Annotated in this window: 17 protein-coding genes; 10 read left to right on the top strand and 7 right to left on the bottom strand. The window is 52.6% G+C overall.

The features are described from left to right. Positions 1 to 43 precede the first annotated feature (43 nt). Complete coding sequence (locus H5P27_RS07965) at positions 44 to 1,456, bottom strand: MFS transporter (RefSeq protein ID WP_185659863.1); 1,413 nt, start codon at positions 1,454 to 1,456, stop codon at positions 44 to 46. A gap of 23 nt (positions 1,457 to 1,479) precedes the next feature. Then, positions 1,480 to 2,616 (bottom strand): tRNA guanosine(34) transglycosylase Tgt, encoded by a 1,137-nt coding sequence (gene tgt, locus H5P27_RS07960; protein WP_185659862.1) that lies wholly within the window; start codon positions 2,614 to 2,616, stop codon positions 1,480 to 1,482. Positions 2,617 to 2,803: 187 nt separating this feature from the next. Between tgt and H5P27_RS07955 the strand changes: the two genes are divergently transcribed. The 8 genes from H5P27_RS07955 to H5P27_RS07920 all read left to right on the top strand — a co-directional run bounded on the left by H5P27_RS07955 (position 2,804) and on the right by H5P27_RS07920 (position 8,583). Beyond that, complete coding sequence (locus H5P27_RS07955; RefSeq protein WP_185659861.1) at positions 2,804 to 3,367, top strand: anthranilate synthase component II; 564 nt, start codon at positions 2,804 to 2,806, stop codon at positions 3,365 to 3,367. A 6-nt stretch (positions 3,368 to 3,373) separates the two neighbouring features. After that, complete coding sequence (gene nrdR, locus H5P27_RS07950) at positions 3,374 to 3,835, top strand: transcriptional regulator NrdR (RefSeq protein ID WP_185659860.1); 462 nt, start codon at positions 3,374 to 3,376, stop codon at positions 3,833 to 3,835. Next, positions 3,832 to 4,308, top strand: a complete 477-nt coding sequence (locus H5P27_RS07945) for a hypothetical protein (protein WP_185659859.1) — start codon at positions 3,832 to 3,834, stop codon at positions 4,306 to 4,308. Before nrdR ends, H5P27_RS07945 begins: the two co-directional genes overlap by 4 nt. Positions 4,309 to 4,326: 18 nt before the next feature. Then, a complete protein-coding gene (locus H5P27_RS07940) occupies positions 4,327 to 4,674 on the top strand; it encodes a histidine triad nucleotide-binding protein (RefSeq protein WP_185659858.1) in 348 nt (115 codons plus the stop codon). A gap of 80 nt (positions 4,675 to 4,754) precedes the next feature. Continuing rightward, a complete protein-coding gene (locus tag H5P27_RS07935) occupies positions 4,755 to 5,630 on the top strand; it encodes a 2-dehydropantoate 2-reductase (protein WP_185659857.1) in 876 nt (291 codons plus the stop codon). A gap of 164 nt (positions 5,631 to 5,794) precedes the next feature. Continuing rightward, positions 5,795 to 7,042, top strand: coding sequence for a peptidase U32 family protein (locus tag H5P27_RS07930; protein WP_185659856.1), 1,248 nt, complete (start codon positions 5,795 to 5,797; stop codon positions 7,040 to 7,042). Between the two features lie 32 nt (positions 7,043 to 7,074). Next, on the top strand, positions 7,075 to 7,299 hold the full coding sequence (locus H5P27_RS07925) for a ferredoxin (protein WP_185659855.1): 225 nt from the start codon (positions 7,075 to 7,077) through the stop codon (positions 7,297 to 7,299). A gap of 537 nt (positions 7,300 to 7,836) precedes the next feature. Next, on the top strand, positions 7,837 to 8,583 hold the full coding sequence (locus H5P27_RS07920; RefSeq protein WP_185659854.1) for an FkbM family methyltransferase: 747 nt from the start codon (positions 7,837 to 7,839) through the stop codon (positions 8,581 to 8,583). 35 nt (positions 8,584 to 8,618) lie between these two features. Here H5P27_RS07920 and H5P27_RS07915 read toward each other — a convergent pair whose 3' ends face one another. Together H5P27_RS07915 and H5P27_RS07910 are read right to left on the bottom strand one after the other, a co-directional pair. Continuing rightward, entirely contained in the window at positions 8,619 to 9,095 is a 477-nt protein-coding gene (locus H5P27_RS07915) for a NanQ anomerase/TabA/YiaL family protein (RefSeq protein WP_185659853.1), read from the bottom strand. A 61-nt stretch (positions 9,096 to 9,156) separates the two neighbouring features. Further along, positions 9,157 to 10,506: a replication-associated recombination protein A gene (locus H5P27_RS07910; protein WP_246462557.1), complete on the bottom strand. Its 1,350-nt coding sequence runs from the start codon at positions 10,504 to 10,506 to the stop codon at positions 9,157 to 9,159. Between the two features lie 292 nt (positions 10,507 to 10,798). Here H5P27_RS07910 and H5P27_RS07905 point away from each other — a divergent pair, with 292 nt between their 5' ends. Together H5P27_RS07905 and H5P27_RS07900 are read left to right on the top strand one after the other, a co-directional pair. Then, the gene (locus H5P27_RS07905; protein ID WP_185659852.1) at positions 10,799 to 12,433 is read left to right on the top strand and encodes a ComEC/Rec2 family competence protein; all 1,635 of its coding nucleotides are present in this window, start codon (positions 10,799 to 10,801) and stop codon (positions 12,431 to 12,433) included. Positions 12,434 to 12,481: 48 nt separating this feature from the next. Beyond that, positions 12,482 to 12,760 carry a hypothetical protein gene (locus H5P27_RS07900; RefSeq protein ID WP_185659851.1) on the top strand — a complete coding sequence of 93 codons (279 nt, stop codon included), beginning with the start codon at positions 12,482 to 12,484 and terminating at the stop codon, positions 12,758 to 12,760. Here the strand turns inward: H5P27_RS07900 and H5P27_RS07895 are convergent. The 3 genes from H5P27_RS07895 to H5P27_RS07885 form a co-directional block, all read right to left on the bottom strand. Further along, positions 12,757 to 13,143 carry an RNA-binding protein gene (locus H5P27_RS07895; RefSeq protein WP_185659850.1) on the bottom strand — a complete coding sequence of 129 codons (387 nt, stop codon included), beginning with the start codon at positions 13,141 to 13,143 and terminating at the stop codon, positions 12,757 to 12,759. The genes H5P27_RS07900 and H5P27_RS07895 overlap by 4 nt on opposite strands. 2 nt (positions 13,144 to 13,145) lie before the next feature. After that, positions 13,146 to 14,492 (bottom strand): FAD-dependent thymidylate synthase, encoded by a 1,347-nt coding sequence (locus H5P27_RS07890; RefSeq protein WP_185659849.1) that lies wholly within the window; start codon positions 14,490 to 14,492, stop codon positions 13,146 to 13,148. Positions 14,493 to 14,633: 141 nt separating this feature from the next. Further along, on the bottom strand, positions 14,634 to 16,160 hold the full coding sequence (locus H5P27_RS07885) for an NADH-quinone oxidoreductase subunit N (protein ID WP_185659848.1): 1,527 nt from the start codon (positions 16,158 to 16,160) through the stop codon (positions 14,634 to 14,636). Positions 16,161 to 16,162: the final 2 nt, after the last annotated feature.

Genomic DNA, 16,162 nt, shown 5'->3' with positions numbered 1-16,162 from the left:
TAAAAGTCAGACGGCAAAACAGCAGGCTACTCAAACGTGACTGTCAAAATCTTCCCTCGTTTTCTGGTTTCAGCCGCTTTTTGCCCACCTTCTTTAGAGGACGGAAGAAACTGTAGCTGGCCGCAAACGGAACTCCCATAAGGGCCCCCAGCTGCCTGAGAGGGCGCATCGCGCCGATCGCCTGAGATAGGTTGACCGACTTCGGCTCAGCGATTCCGAGAATAAGCAGACCGGCCAATAGAGCTACAGTGTGGTGGGCTATCGCCACGAGATGCAGCGCCGACACGAGATTGTCGGAAGTCGACTCCAGCCAAGAGAACAAGAACCCGCCGACTATCGGAGCAATCGCCGCGGATAACGAGCTGGCCGCCAGATTGAAACTGATCGCCGCGGTCTTCGCTTCAGCCGGGATCAACTTTAGGATCATATTAAAGGAGGCGAAAAGGAACCCCGAACCCGCGATACCACCCACGCCCCAATTGATGAACAAAACCCAAATGCGATCGGGAGTGGCAAAACAATGCAAGTAGCCAATCCCCATCCAAAGGCCGAGCGTAGCCAGCAAGCCTACCCGGCAACCATACTTGTCGAAAAACTTCCCCCAAAACGGCATCATGATAGCTCCCGTCGTCGTAGCGAGCATAGCGAGACGAGCCACCTCTTCTACGCTCATATGGAGAGCCTTATAATAGAAGACCGGAAAAAACGGGCCCATAATGTTCGCGAAAAAACCAAACACCGCCCCAAAGAGGATGAAACGCATCAGCGGCTTGTTCTTCAGAATCTTCCGGTACTGCTCCATGAGCTTCGCACCACGCTCGTCAACAACGAGCTTGGTAGGAAGTATCCGCAGCTGCAATACGATCGAAATACTTCGCATCGCCACGCAGCCAAAAATCACAACCTGAAACCCGTAAAGCACAGTGTCTTTGTAGTATCCGAGAAACGAAGACGACCCGATCAAGAAGGCCACCGTGCTGATCTGCAAAAGTCGATTTCGGCGGCCAAGATACTTACCTCTTCCCTTGGTCGGGAGCCATTCCTGCACCCATGAGGTCCAACTCACATTGACCAAAGCAAAAGCCAAGGCCCCGACACCAAGAAGACCAACCACGAAAACTGGAGAGTGCCAAGGTCCACCTTCCGCGATCTTCGGCAAGGAGTAGCCGATCACCATCCAACAAGCGAGATGCACCCACGAAAAGAGAAGGCAAATCGTCTTCTGAGAAAGCCTACGAATCAACCACGGCAAAGCGAAAAGCTGCACTACGTTAGCCCAAGCTGGCAGCGAAGCGATCACTCCGTAAACCGACTCCCCTACTCCGATTGCTTCAGTAGCCAAATTCGCCATCAGGAAATTTCCGGGCATGGCAAAAAAGACCAGTGGCATCGCGAAGAGTCCCTCCACCACGGAGAGCCGCATATTGGTACGAAGCTTGGAAGAGATTTTATCCATTAAGAAATGGCATCGATCAGAAGCTATTCTCCATCCGCTTCATATCGAGCGATCCATTCGGAGCTCCATGATGAAAAGTCACCAGTTTCGAGATGCGTTCGAACTTGCTGCATGAGATCTAGATAGAAATGAAGGTTGTGAAGAGTCAGCAGCGTACAGCTTAGCATTTCCTTTGCCATGGTCAGGTGGCGTAAATAAGCGCGTGTAAAGTTGCGGCAGGTGTAGTTGTCCATTCCCTCTACAAGCGGATTCAGGTCTGTAGTGAATCTGGAATTACGGATATTCTTCATGCCATCCGGAGTGAAGAAAGCTCCGTTGCGGGCGACGCGACTTGGCAGCACACAGTCAAACATATCCACACCCGCCGCGATCATCTTCAGCATCTGCGGAGGCGTTCCCAAGCCCATTGTGTAACGAGGTTTGTCTTCTGGCAAAAACGGTGCCGTAGCACGCACCTGCTTGAGCATCTCCGGCTCAGGCTCACCTACGCTCACTCCACCAATTGCGTAACCTGGAAAATCGAGTTCCGACAATTCCTCCGCAGAACGACGTCGCATGTCCTCGTATTCGGAGCCTTGAGCAATTCCAAAAACGTGGTGACCCGATTCCAGAAATCCATTATCCGTTGCAATCTGCTTGCAGGCTTTGGCCCAACGTGTCGTACGCTCGATTGCCTTTTCACAGGCGTCCTTGCTGCATGGATACGGAGGGCATTCGTCAATCACCATAGCGATGTCGGAACCGAGATTGGCTTGGATCCCCATCACTTCCTTTGGACCTAAGAAAACCTTGGATCCATCCAAGTGGGATTGAAACGCCACGCCGTCCTCCGTCAGCTTGCTTAGCTTGGCCAAACTGAAGGCCTGAAAGCCGCCGCTATCAGTTAAGATTGGCCCATCCCATCCCATGAACTTATGCAGTCCTCCCGCATCCCGAATCAGCTCCGAACCGGGACGCAGATTCAGGTGGTAGGTATTGCCCAAAATGATCTGGGCACCAACGTCCTCCTTGATTTGAGCCGGAGTCAGGCCCTTCACCGTCGCCTGCGTTCCGACTGGCATGAATATCGGCGTCTCGATCACGCCGTGCAAAGTCTTCAAACGGCCTCGACGAGCGGAGCTCTGCGGGTCCTTAAGCAGCAATTCGAAATGTTCACTCATAGTTCGGCCAAAACCTAGCTCCGACCTTCCCTCTAACAACTCCAATCTGCCTCATACCCTCATTTCCAAGCGAAGCCAGCAGCGCCATGGGTTATAAAGCCCTGCCAAAGCACTTATTCACAGAGGCCGCGCCAAGCTTGACCCCCTTGCAAACCAACTGTTTAAAGCAGGACGAAAACCCTCTCTCATGCTGCTTGTCATAGACAACTACGATTCCTTCACCTACAACCTCGTCCAGTATTTCGGGACTCTCGGGGTGGAGCAGCGCGTCTTCCGCAACGACCAGATAACAACGGAAGAAGCCTTAGCCTTGAACCCGGAGCGAGTCCTCATCTCTCCTGGGCCTTGCTCGCCAAGCGAAGCCGGCATCTCGATCGAGATGATCAAAACCTTCGCCGGGAAGGTACCCGTATTCGGAGTCTGTCTGGGCCATCAGTCCATCGGGCAGCATTTTGGAGGAAAAGTCATCCGGGCAGATCGCCTTATGCACGGCAAGACCTCTCCCATCACTCACCATGCCGAGGACCTTTTCAAAGGCTTGCCCCAAGGACTGCAAGCCACGCGCTACCACTCTCTGCTCGTCGAGCGGGAGAGCTTCCCAGACTGTCTAGAAATCACTGCAGAGACTGCCGAAGGCGAGATTATGGGACTAAGGCATCGGGAATTGCCAATCTGGGGGGTACAATTTCACCCCGAATCCATCGCCACAGAAAACGGTATGGAAATCCTCAAAAACTTTCTTACGCTCTGATTCACCATGAGATGCCCAAAGTGCGGATCCGAGTTGGACAAGGTAATCGATTCAAGAGCCTCGAAAGACGCTTCCACTATTCGGCGTCGCCGGGAGTGTCTCGATTGTTCGCATCGCTTTTCAACGACAGAGCAAATCCTTCGTGAGCACCTCTACGTGACTAAGCGCGACGGTCGGCGCGAAGATTTCGACAAGGCCAAGATAATTTACTCCCTCCGCCGCGCCTGCCAAAAACGCCCCGTCCACGCCGAGCAGATAAATATGCTGGTCGAGGACATGATCGATTCGCTGGAATCCGAGCACGGCATGGAATTCCCGTCCTCCGCGATCGGGGAAAAGGTCTTGGACAACCTCAAATCCATCGACGCCATCGCCTACATCCGATTTGCCTCAGTCTACAAGGACTTCAAAAACCTGGACGAATTTCTAGACGAAATTGGCGACTTAAACGCACCGAAGCTCCTGTGAAACGCGGCGACTCACATCAGGATTTCTCCAAGCTTCAGATTATCTGCGCCTTGTTCGCGGATAACATTAGCTCGGACCTGTATTTCGCCCGCCAAATCAAGGAATCCATCGAGGCGGCTCTGCCGGAAACCCAAAAGGACTCGCCCGCTGCCTTTCTCGAAGCCGCCAAAATGCTCGCGGAACGATCCGCACGAAACCCTGAGCAATCTGTCATCGACCTGGTAATCGTCCCCGATGATCAAGGCTACTCGGAACTCGCCTTACGCGCTCGCCTTCTGGAGGCCCTCAAAAGGACCTGCCGCTTCGAACGCCCCATGCTCATTCTAACCGGGCTGAAAGAAGCGATTTGCCCCAAGGGAAAACGATGGACCGCCCGCCGAAAGTTGGAGTACCAAAACGCCGTCGCCTACTGCAGAGCCTTTTGCAAAACGCGCGTACGCCCCTCCAGCAGCCTGAATCTTATCATTTTCTAATCATCGCCAGCACCTGACATGTCCGACGAAAAGACCATTTTCCAAAAGATCATCGATCGCGAAATTCCAGCCACCATCGAATACGAAGACGAGCTTTGCATCGTGATCCACGATATCCAGCCGCAAGCCCCGACCCATCTTCTGCTCATCCCGAAAAAGCCCATTCCTCGCATCGGGGAAGCCACTCCAGAGGACAAGGAATTGCTCGGTCACTTGATGACCATCATCCCGCAACTCGCGGCCAAACTGGGTTGGACAGAAGGCTTCCGCACCGTACTCAACAGCGGACCGCACTCCGGCGAAATCGTCCCCCATCTGCATATTCACTTGCTAGCGGGAAAGCCGCTCGGCCCGATCTGCGGTTAGCTTGGCCTCTTGGCGATTCACAACGAAAACTCGGCCCTACGCCGAGTTTTTCCGTATCTAGCTCTTACCCCAACTCACTCATGCCAAGCGTCGCAATAATCGGACCGGGAGCCATAGGAGGCACCCTCGCTTCCTTCCTATTGAAGAATCCAAAAAATACGGTTTCCATTTGCGCTCGAACCCTATTCGAAAAACTCGAGATCTCCTCAGGAGGCGAAACCACGTATCATCCAGTCACGGTTCACACCGACCCCAGCGAAACAGAGCCCGCAGACTGGATCGTTTTGGCCACCAAGACTTACCAAATTCCTCAAGCCTCCAGCTGGTTCGACAACCTATCGAATCAGGAAACAAAAGTCGCGGTCGTTCAAAACGGAGTCGAACACCTGGCTAACCTAGAGGGGATCTTTCCCGCTGACCGTATCGTTCCCGTGATCATCGACTGTCCCGCCGAACGAAAAAGCCACGGACAAATCATACGACACGGCGATGTACGTATCGACATCCCCAACAGTGCGAACTCGCTCGCGTTCTCCCAGCTATTCACCAATCCAGCGGTGAAGGTAAATCTCACCGATGACTGGACTTCAGCCGCCTGGAATAAGCTCTGCATAAACGCCGCCGGCGCCATCTCCGCCCTCGTGAATCGACCGGCCAATATCGCAGCAGACCGACGTGCCGCGGAGATCATGAAATCACTCATTCAAGAATGCATCGCCGTCGGGCGGGCTGAGGGAGCGAAGTTGGACGAAAGGATTATCCCAAAAATCATCGCCTCCGCAGCGGCAGCTCCAGACGGATCCATGAACTCCCTTCACGCCGACCTCGTCGCCCACCGCCCCATGGAATGGGACGCTCGCAACGGAGTCATTTACCGGCTCGGCCAAAAGCACGGCATCCCCACTCCCTACAACCAACTCGCCGCCCAACTCCTCTCCCTCCTCGAATCAAAATAGAGGCCCCCACGAAGCCGGCCCATGTCGGCAATCGGGCGCCATCAGGAAATCCACCCCGCGAACCGATCCTTGACAGAGCGACCTTATAAAAACAGACAAGCGCCTCTTTAATTTGCGAGCACGCAAGAAAGCGCGTATAGCAACGCTCAAAAAGGGTTCTTCATATGTCAGTCGCCACACAGTCAGAACACGTTGAAATCCTCGCTCCGGCCGGATGCTACCCATCCCTGCAAGCCGCTATCGATTCGGGCGCCGACTCCGTCTACTTCGGACTGGCCCAGCTGAATATGCGTGCCCGCTCGCGTCGCTCCTTCCACCTGAAGGATCTGCAGGAAATCATGACTCGCTGCCACGACGCAGGCATTCGCGGGTACCTGACGCTCAACACCCTTCTCTACGATCACGACCTGAAGCTCTGCTTCGCGCTCCTGGAGGAAGCAGCCAAGCAAAAGGTCGACGCCGTGATTGCCTCGGATATGGCCTGCATCCTCAAAGCCCGGGAGCTTGGCCTGGAAGTTCACCTGTCGACTCAACTTTCCGTTTCAAACTACCAGTCCTTCAAATTCTACGCTCAATTCTGCGACCGCATCGTTCTGGCTCGAGAGCTCAATCTCTCCATGATCCGCAAGATCCGCCAGCAAGTCATCGCCGATGATTTGAGAGGTCCTTCCGGACGTCCGGTAGAAATCGAAGCCTTCGCCCACGGAGCGCTCTGTATCGCGGTATCCGGCCGTTGCGGCATGTCGCTCTACACAGACAACGCCTCCGCAAACCGAGGGGCCTGCACGCAAAATTGCCGCAAAGAGTACAAGGTCGTCGACCAAGAATCCGGTAAGGAGCTATTAATCGACAACAACTTTGTCATGTCGCCAAACGACATCAGCACCATCGATTTCCTCGACCAAGTACTGGAGGCAGGAGTTCACACCTTGAAACTGGAAGGACGCGGACGCTCCCCAGAATACGTATCCACCGTGACCGCCGCCTATCGCAAAGGGGTGGAGGCCGTCCAAATGGGCAGCTTCACTCCGGAGCTTGTTAGCGAGCTAAACGAAGACCTGAAAAAGGTCTACCATCGCGGCCACTCCTCCGGCTATTACCTGGGTCGCGAACAGGGTTGGTCCAACGCCCACGGCACCAAGGCGACCCGCCAAAAGGTCCAAGCCGGTCGCGTCACACACTATTACAACAAACTGGGAGTCGCTGAGATAACCGCCAGCGGACCGATCGCTTCCGGGCAGGAATTTCTGATCATCGGCGAAACCAGCGGCGTTGTAAAAGGGACTTTGGAAGGTCTGCGCCTAGACGACTCGACCACCGTGGACAAAGTGACCAATGGTCAAGTATTCAGCATCAAGGTCGAAGGAAAGGTCCGTCAAAATGATAAGTTCTTCCTGCACTTGCCCGCTTAATTTATAGCCACCGTATCGAGCTCCTCTCCACCGTGATCACCATCAAACATAAGCGACTCGAATGTATCGGCTGCGCCTTCTGCGCCGAAGTCGCCCCCAATTATTGGAAGATGGACGACGAAGGGCTGGCCCAACTTCATCAAGTCATCGAAACCGATGACCCATTCGAGATTGGACAAGGCTTCGAGGAAGACCGGGAAGCGCTCAAGGAAGCAGCCTTCCATTGCCCTGTTTCCATCATAAAGATCGAAGGCTAGCAGTTCTCGCCAATCTCCTGCAGAGCTGCTTGTTGATGACAGAGCACAACCGCGAGTGTCACTTGAAACTCGTTGCGTTCTAAAGGATCAGCAACAGACGGGATCAAGCCCTGAGTGAACAAGGTCACTGCCCGTGTATGAGCAAAAGCGATCATAAAATCTGATCCGTTTGACCTCATGGCTCTCCGATCCATTCGATTGCAGTGCTGCGCGTCACTCGCCGATACCTGCGAAATGCACGAGCTAAGGGAATACCTCCCACCTGATTAGTCGCTTTCCCGTAAAGCAAAGGACCCGCAACCTTACGGCCACGGGTCCCAACGTTGCTTGGAGAAATTTTCTTCTTCTGGTGAGCATCAAAGCCCCTAATAAGGGACATCTCTGGCACGATAATAGCAGAGGCACCGGATAGTTGTAAATCGGGTGTAAACGCGTCCGAGGCATCCGTTTCTCCCTTAGCGAAGCGATACTAAAGAAAAGGCCATCCGATAGGCAAAATTCCCCCCGCGGGACTTAACCAGATCGGATTCCATCCGAATGACGAAGAAAGCATCACCGCAGTCCGTGCTAAAAACCAACCAAACAGTTCAGATCAGCCCGCTCACACGTGCCTTCCATCGCACCTTCAATTTGGGTGCCCTGAAGCCACACGTGAAAACGATTCTGCCCCATCTAGACTCTCCAGGAGGGACCTTTGTTGAGGTCGGCGCTCGCGATGGATTGAAAGATAGCATCACACCTTACCTAGAGAAAGGTCTCGGTTGGAAGGGCTTGCTGATCGAACCTTGGCCCCATCTATTTCTCCAATGTAGGAAGAATCGCAAATCAAGCATCACTCTCAATGTCGCCGCTTCGGAGAGTCTCCTTCGCGATTCTTACATCGAAATCTATGGTCGCCCGCCTTCCGCGTCGGTGAGGCTCAAGCTCATACAAGAAGCGAAAGAGAGGCTGGAGGGAAAAGCTCCGGTCACCAAGCCCCCCGTATCGAGAGATCTCAAAGCGATCAACTACGTCAGTACCAACTCGATCACCGGTATACTCGACCGGGCGAATTTCGAAACTCAGTTCGATCTAATGGCCTTCAACCTAATTGGCTATGAAAACCAAGCTTTGGATGGATTGGACTTCGATCGATATCAGCCAACGTTCCTCCTCTTCCGGACTATTACCAAAAACATAAGCCTGCCCAATCTGCCTCCTTATTACCAGAGGATCGTGAGCAGCAGTCATAACGACCGTACAAACTTGCACCTCTTCCGCTACTCGGAATTCGGTGCAAACTAGTTAATCGTCTTAACCAAAGCGCAGCCAAGTTGGCTCTAGAGTTCCAGACGGCTTAGGGCGATTTTGACTACCACCTTCTTCACCACTGCTCCCACTTCCGTGACGTAAAGTTGCGGCATATGGGCATCCTGAGGCAGGAGAAAGGCAAAAGTCCCTGGATACATCGAAAGCTGTAGCTTAGCTGGCTCCTGATACTTGAAGAACTCAACATCGCGCTCCGCGTCGTAGGGAGATTTTGTTTCTAGCGAAGCAGTGGGATAAACCGCAATTCTTTCACTATCGACTAGAGCCATCTGGATATCGGCATACTTGCGATGCGCTTCCAAAACAGCATCGGGAGATATCTCTTCCCTCGTCGCGTAGCTCATGACGCGAGCAAAGATCTCGTCACCATCGATTGGATACTCCTTTTCTTCAGCATCCACGCTAAGGTTTTCCAAAAAGGAAAACGCCTTTTCCCAAGCCTCTCCCAAAGAGTAGCTCTTCCAGTTCGCAATTTGGTCCACGATCATGACCTAAACTAGAGCCAGAGAAGCTCATCCCTCGCGAGTTTATTCTAACGCCGCGACAGACCTAACCGTCTTTCCTCTGCGATTTGAGTTTTTCCCATCGAGCCATGCGTTTGGCGATCTCCGTCTCTTCACCGACATTCTTCAGCTCCAAGAATTGCAGGGGGTGCTCCATGTATTCTTGGCCTGAAATATTTTCCCCGTAGTCATGGCTGTAGCGGTAGTCTTTGGAATTTCCAAGCGACTTGGAAGCAGCTCCACCCTTATCTCTCAACCAAAGCGGAACCTCCTGCACGGGCCCTTCCTTGATGGCTGACATCGCTCTGGCCAAAGCCGAATAGGAGGAATTGCTCTTGGGAGCTGCCGCCATGTAGCAAACGCAGTGGGCTAGATTGATGCGGCACTCGGGCATGCCGACAAAATCGCACGCTTGCTGAGTGGCGATGGCGAGCGGCAACGCGCTCGAATCAGCCAGCCCCACATCTTCGGAAGCGAAGACTACCAAACGGCGAGCAATAAACCGGGGATCTTCCCCTCCCGAAAGCATTTTAGCTAGCCAGTAGAGAGCCGCGTCAGGAGAACCGCCCCGCATGCTCTTTATGAAGGCCGAGATTGTATCATAGTGGTCGTCTTCATTCGCATCGTAGCGAATCTGGCGCTCCGTCGCAAAAACGCTCACCGCCTCTTCTGAAATAGGCTCCCCCTCTTCCAGACCCATCGCCAATACCTCCAGCGCATTTAGAGCGCGCCGTAGGTCTCCGTCGCAAAGCTTTGCGAGGCCAGCCAGCACCTCTGGTTCCGCAGTATGCTTTCGAGGGCCCAATCCTCTTTCCTCGTCAGCTAGAACATTTGCCAGCGTCTTGGCCACTGTATCCACAGAATGAGGATTAAGTCGAAATAGGTGGCTGCGACTCAGCAATGGAGCATTAACGTAAAAGCCGGGGTTGTGCGTGGTCGCCCCGATCAAACGGATGTTTCCCGCCTCCACATCCGGAAGCAGCAAATCCTGCTGGGACTTATTGAAACGGTGGATTTCGTCAATGAAGAGCACTGTATCAGTCCCTTCCATACGCCGTGCGATGCTGAGGATTTCTCGCAGCTCCCCCACGTTGGACATCACCGCATTAATTCGCACGAAACGGCTTTTCGTTTCCCCGGCTATCGCCTCAGCCATGCTCGTTTTGCCACAGCCAGGAGGGCCGTAGAAAAGCAGGCTACCAAACGTATTGGCAGCCACCAAGCGTGGCAGCAGACTACCTTCCTTCAGAATGTGTTCTTGGCCAACGACCTCCGCTAAACATCGAGGACGCATACGAGCTGCCAGAGGCTTATGGCCACCCGATTCACGATTCTCTCCGGCAGAAGCCTGCGAAATATCCTCAGCTCCAAACAAACTAGCCTGTTCGTCCATCATTCCAAGTAACGCGCGAGGGACTTTCTAGGTCAAAGCCAAGCTTTCCCATTTTTGCGCCTGGCTTGTTCCACCAAACGAGCAATTTGACACTGCCGCCTCACCCTCTATTCTCATCTAATCCCTCTTACACTTCCCCTGTTGCCCAATACTTAACCATGCCCCTCCTCCAGTTGTTGGTCGTTCCGTCTTTTGCAGTTTCGGAATATGTCAGAAATAGTGGCGATCCAGCCGATCTCCTGAACTTGACTAGGAAATATCTGGCCGAGACCTACCGGACTTCGGTCCTGAAAAGATGAGCGCCGCAGAGAGCCCACGCCGCGTACCGCTCCTTTGGATACTCATCCCTCTTTCCCTTGGAATCGGCCTAGCACGCTTCTTTCCAAGCACTGATCTCCTAGGACTAGGCTTGTTAGCAGCGACGCTCTTGGGATTTGCCTATTGGTCGCTAGCACGCGCAGAAGGTCTATGGGTGCCCTGTTTCGCGCTCAGCATATGCCTGCTTGGCTATATAAGATTCATGTCCTCGATAGAGGACGATACCGGGAACTCTCTCACAATTCCGAGGGAAGCTGCCATGCAAATAAAGATCGAGCAGTTGTTCAACGCGACCGACCCAGGCACGGCGCTAGGCCTGGCAACGATTGAAGTACCGAGCCGACACCTTGCCCAATTGAAGAGCGATCGAATCTTCTTCTTTTTGGAAACTAAAGATCTGAACGAGTACCCTCAAGAAGGACAGACCTTCTCTTGCGTAGGAGTCATACGTCCTTTGCGCCAGTACCGCGAAGGTGATAGATTCGACGCGTACCTTCGAAATCAGGGGATCACGCTCGCCTACAAACAAGGCTACCTGCTTGAGCAGAGCCAGCGTGCTCACGGATTTAAGAGAGCCATAAATAAAACAAGATTCCGACTCTCGGAAATCCTGATCCAAAACAAAGCTCCTGAGAGCGATCTCACAAGAGCGTACCAAGGCTTAATGCTGGGACAAAAAAGCGCCCTTACTCCGGAGCAAAAGCAATTGTTTCTACAAAATGGGGCCATGCATCTCTTTGCTATCAGTGGACTGCATATCGGCGTTATCGCCCTTTGCTTCCACCAATTACTTTCCCTACTCCAAATCAAAGACGCTCCCCGAGCGATCGCCTCTCTGGCGGGAGTTTGCGCTTTCGTAGTCGTGACAGGCGGATCCGCATCTTCTTGGAGAGCCTTGCTCATGGTTGCCTGCTTTTACCTTTCTAACTTTGGCCGTAAACAGCCATCACCACTTAACGCGCTTGCCGCATCCGCTCTGATCTATCTCCTTTTGCTGCCGGGCCAACTTTTTCAGGCAGGGTTTCAAATGTCCTATATCACGGTTTCCTCTATCCTGCTGCTGGGCCTGCCCCTAGCGAAAACATTGAATAGCCTCACACCCATGTATCAGAGCATACCACCTGCATTGCTAAACAAGCGACAAAAGGCGACTGTCGTCGTTAAGCGTTGGATACTCGATGCACTTGGAGTAAGTATAGCCGCCTTTCTGGTCTCAGCCATTCTTGGCATCTACTATTTTCAAATCCTACCGTCCTACGGGATATTGATTAACCTGATAGCCTTACCTCTCGCCTCCTTAGCAATCGTAGCGGGTTTCCTATCAATCCTGACCTACCCAATGGAGATCATCTTTCCAGTTTTCCAGCTCTTCAATGACGCCGCATTAGTCCTGATAAAACTGATACACCTCGTCTTAACAGGAACATCCAAACTACCGAATTCGAGTATCATAACTCCCGCCGAACCCGCTTGGCTCATCTCGGTGGCTCTATTGAGTTCTTTATTTCTAATCGGTTACTCTTACAGTCGACTCGGAAAACCGGGAGTTCGGTTGTGGCAGATCGCGAGCGTGATTTACCCAAGTATCTGGATCATTAAGCTCGGATCCTAGGCAGAAATTCAGTTGACCCGCGTGACGCTCCTTCTACTTCCTCATAGCATGAAGTCTGCATACGAACTGGCCATGGAACGGCTTGCCGCCAGCGAAGGCGAACGCGAGCCCATCACTGAAGAAACCAAAGCAAAACTCGCCGAGATCGACGAAAAGTACCGAGCGAAAATCGCAGAACGCGAGGTCTTCCTAACACCTAAACTTGTCGCGGCTCGCTCCCAAGGGAACTTCTCAGAGGCTGAGGCAATTCAAAAACAGCTGGTCAACGAAAAGGCCCGGCTCGAAGAGGAGCGGGAAGAGCAAAAGGAAAAAGTCCGTAACGCTTAGTCTACAGATTTTTCCGGTTCAGAAGGCGCGTCAATGACTTCGGTCTCTAGCTTCTTGCTTGTCTCGATTTTCCCTGTGGCAACTTTTTGAGGCTCTAAGATCTGTCCTTTGGCCGACTTTGACACCTCAATCTTCTTCGGCTGGGCAAATGTCTTGCCTCTATAGATTAGCGAATCAGCCGGAGATTCTTTTTTCTTAAACCAAAGGAATCGCCGCTTTTTCTTAGGTTTTGTATCCAGAATCTTGGCTCGCGAATACTTCGTTTCGCTCGCCTTAATAATCTTAACTTGCGACTTATCGGACGAGTCCTTTTTCGCATAGATAGCCGGCGAGCAAATAGAAGCCCCTAGGCTAACAATCAAAAGAAGGACCAGACGACGCATGCTTACTCCGGCTCCGCGGTTCCTTCCACGACCCATTCCTTGGCATCGGGAACCTGTTTATAAAACTCTCCCAAGGCATCGCTTAGGTGCTTCGCGTATCGGTAATGAGCGCCCAAGCCAGTCCGAAGCTCGGCTTCGTATATGAACTTGTCGGCATGTGTGGAATGCTCAAATGGAGTCTGACTACCGAGCAGGAGCGCATAAACATAACAGGGCTCTCCCCTCTCTATCAGTTTTTGCATGAACGCCTTTTGGCGTTCCAGAAAGGGACGGAACTCTTCGCGATCCGTTTCGTCGGCAAGATAGAAACCAGACTGCACACACGGCGTATAACGATGTCCGGTCCGGTGACGATTTAGGTCACGTAGCTCGGCAATAGCCATATTGTTCCATGCGAAGGAAACTCGCATGCGTCGGACGGCGGTACCACAGTATCCGTATCGGTTTGACCGATACTTAAGAGCACTGCCGACGGATTGAGTTTCCTGGAGGAAAGGTGGCATGCTATTATCCACGTTCACCCAAACTTCGTCTGGGAGGGCTTCAATCGAGAGACGCGATTTCAGGAGTTCAATGCTACGATTGTGCTCTTCCAAGCACTGCTTCTGAAAGGACTTTTCCGCATGGGAGTGCTTTACCAAGCGAGGAGCAAACTTTGCCACTTCTTTGCGAATCGCCTCTGCTACCACCTGTGCCTCCTTTTGAGGCATGGAAGCAACATGCTTGATAGTCTGGGCCCACATGCGAGCCGACATGACAATCGCAAGATTTGTCTTGGTCGTGAAAGGGATAAAGTAACGGGCCCGATCGAGGGCGTAGTTTTTCCGCATCCGTCCGAGAACCTTTTCCGGCGTGCCTTCGGGAGCGCGAACTAAAGTAGGATCGCTTTCCGCAAGTTCGTCCAAACGCGCGAACTCCTTGTTGTAGCACTCAAAGGCTTCGCTAATTAGGCCCAACCATTCCTCGGCCAAATCAACCGGCATTCCGATCTCGTCCGGAGTGGGAATGTTTTGCGGATCCATGGCGATGTAGCGCGTGCTAGATTCCTGCCCATCACTCATCTGCGAAACTTCGAAAAGCTTGAAGGCCAGCCACATGGAAACGTCATCTATCGTGATCGCGATTCCACCGGTCAATCCACCAATGGAAGCATGACCGTAGTCTACGAATTTGAGAATGCGGTCGATAGACTTGTCCGCATTCTTGAGATCCACCTTGGACATGATCGTATCAATCCCTTCATTACTCCGAGAATAACGCGCCAAAACGGACGCGAGAAGCTCAGGAGTGACCTTAGCTTCTCCTTCGGCAGCTTCAGGAGGAACAATAGCGAGACCAGTAACTTTCATGCAGAATCAGGTTGGGGGCGGTTATACGGAATTAGGAAAGGGAAAAAAGATCTACGAACCTGTGCGACTTCGCAATAAAGCTCGCCATTTTTAATAGGCGAGCTCTCACGTTTGCCGCAAGGGCGATTCAGCTCCACTCGACTATTGGCCAGAAAGCCAAGAGCCTAAGGGGCCTTGAAAAAAGCCAAGAGCAATAGAGCCGGCAATCGCTACCACGATCGTGAATTTTCCAAGCGCAGTAAGCATCTGTCCGGGGACTGCAGGAGCGGCTTCTTCTTCCTCGTCAGAAAACTTCCAAACATCGAAGAAGGCGGCTTTGATTACACCGAAATAGTAGTAGATCGAAATAACGACACCCACGATTCCCACTCCTAGAAGCGTGTAGAGCCCAGCTTTGAAAGCAGCCACAAAGAGTAGGAACTTTCCGATGAAACCTGCCAACGGCGGGATGCCAGCGAGCGAACCAATTCCGATCGCCAACGCGATACCCAAGAAACCGTTTCGCTTGGCCAGGTCACCCAGGTCATCGAGATCCAACTCGGAATCCCATTCCTTGGGTAGATGGGCAAAAACGGAGAAAACCGCCATGGAACCTAACAAGTAGGCGAACAAGTAGAAGATGACCCAATTTGTCGCTTCTGGAACGGTTTGGGAAGCGATCACACCGATTAAAAGGAAACCAGCGTGCGAAACACCGGAAAGTCCGATCAAGCGCTTGAGGTTTCGCTGCGTTAGGGCGGCAAAGTTACCGAAAAGAATGGTCAAGGCCGCAACCGCAGAGAGCACTGGAATCAGTATATCTGAAAGAGGAGCGAACACTTTGGTCAAGGTAAGCAAAACCGCAAAGCCGGCCGCCTTAGACGAAACAGCTAGAAACGCCGTCGTAGGAACGGGAGCGCCTTGGTAGACGTCTGGAATCCAGATCTGGAATGGGAAGGCGCCGATTTTGAAAGCGACTCCTGAGATCACCAACAACATGCCGATGATTGAAAGGGTATCGGTTGGATTTGCTTCCAAGAAAGCCCGCAGGTTCTGGAAATTCATGGAGTCTGGATTGCTGCCACCCAATGCTGGATTGCTAGCGGCTCCGTAGAGTAATACGATACCAAAGAGCAAGATCGCCGAGCTAAGGGCTCCCATGATCAGGTACTTTAAGCCTGCTTCCAGAGAAAGTGAGTTGAGGCGGAAGTAGCTTACCAACACGTAGAAACCAACGGTCGCCGTTTCGAGGGCGACAAACAACATCACAAAATGGTTCGCCATCGCCATCAAGGAGAGAGCTCCAGTGACGACCAAGGTGATTGAGAAGTACTCGATTCGAGCCAGCGTCTTGTTCTCGAAGCTTACCATGGCAAGGTAGCTGACGAAGATAGAAGATAGCAGGAAGAAAATCCGCAGGGCTTGGCCAGTGCCGGAAAGCTCGATCATCCCTCCGAAAGCAACTCCGTTGCAACAGCCGCTTGGATCGAATATTACGATGTAGCCGAGCAGCAGGATTTGTCCGAGTATCGAAATTCTGGGAATCGCTCCGTGGGCGAACTTCGGAAGAATCACTTCCAGCCCCATCAGAGCGAGGGCCATGAGGCCAAGAATCATTTCAGGGTAAATCGCGCCCCAGGTATTGGTAGCGGCGATTTCGCCTAGGGAGTTTAGAGTATCAGTTGGCATGG

The organism is Pelagicoccus albus (genome assembly GCF_014230145.1).
Classification (GTDB): domain Bacteria; phylum Verrucomicrobiota; class Verrucomicrobiia; order Opitutales; family Opitutaceae; genus Pelagicoccus; species Pelagicoccus albus.
Note: the sequence above shows the minus strand (reverse complement) of the source record. Positions and strands in the feature narration are given on the sequence as shown.

Excerpts from the sequence above, each read along its gene's own strand:
- H5P27_RS07920 (WP_185659854.1), top strand. The coding sequence starts at position 7,837 with ATGACGAAGAAAGCATCACCGCAGTCCGTGCTAAAAACCAACCAAACA.
- H5P27_RS07905 (WP_185659852.1), top strand. The coding sequence starts at position 10,799 with ATGAGCGCCGCAGAGAGCCCACGCCGCGTACCGCTCCTTTGGATACTC.
- H5P27_RS07965 (WP_185659863.1), bottom strand. The coding sequence starts at position 1,456 with ATGGATAAAATCTCTTCCAAGCTTCGTACCAATATGCGGCTCTCCGTG.
- nrdR (WP_185659860.1), top strand. The coding sequence starts at position 3,374 with ATGAGATGCCCAAAGTGCGGATCCGAGTTGGACAAGGTAATCGATTCA.
- H5P27_RS07900 (WP_185659851.1), top strand. The coding sequence starts at position 12,482 with ATGAAGTCTGCATACGAACTGGCCATGGAACGGCTTGCCGCCAGCGAA.
- H5P27_RS07955 (WP_185659861.1), top strand. The coding sequence starts at position 2,804 with ATGCTGCTTGTCATAGACAACTACGATTCCTTCACCTACAACCTCGTC.
- tgt (WP_185659862.1), bottom strand. The coding sequence starts at position 2,616 with ATGAGTGAACATTTCGAATTGCTGCTTAAGGACCCGCAGAGCTCCGCT.
- H5P27_RS07935 (WP_185659857.1), top strand. The coding sequence starts at position 4,755 with ATGCCAAGCGTCGCAATAATCGGACCGGGAGCCATAGGAGGCACCCTC.
- H5P27_RS07915 (WP_185659853.1), bottom strand. The coding sequence starts at position 9,095 with ATGATCGTGGACCAAATTGCGAACTGGAAGAGCTACTCTTTGGGAGAG.
- H5P27_RS07930 (WP_185659856.1), top strand. The coding sequence starts at position 5,795 with ATGTCAGTCGCCACACAGTCAGAACACGTTGAAATCCTCGCTCCGGCC.
- H5P27_RS07885 (WP_185659848.1), bottom strand. The coding sequence starts at position 16,160 with ATGCCAACTGATACTCTAAACTCCCTAGGCGAAATCGCCGCTACCAAT.
- H5P27_RS07890 (WP_185659849.1), bottom strand. The coding sequence starts at position 14,492 with ATGAAAGTTACTGGTCTCGCTATTGTTCCTCCTGAAGCTGCCGAAGGA.
- H5P27_RS07895 (WP_185659850.1), bottom strand. The coding sequence starts at position 13,143 with ATGCGTCGTCTGGTCCTTCTTTTGATTGTTAGCCTAGGGGCTTCTATT.
- H5P27_RS07940 (WP_185659858.1), top strand. The coding sequence starts at position 4,327 with ATGTCCGACGAAAAGACCATTTTCCAAAAGATCATCGATCGCGAAATT.
- H5P27_RS07910 (WP_246462557.1), bottom strand. The coding sequence starts at position 10,506 with ATGATGGACGAACAGGCTAGTTTGTTTGGAGCTGAGGATATTTCGCAG.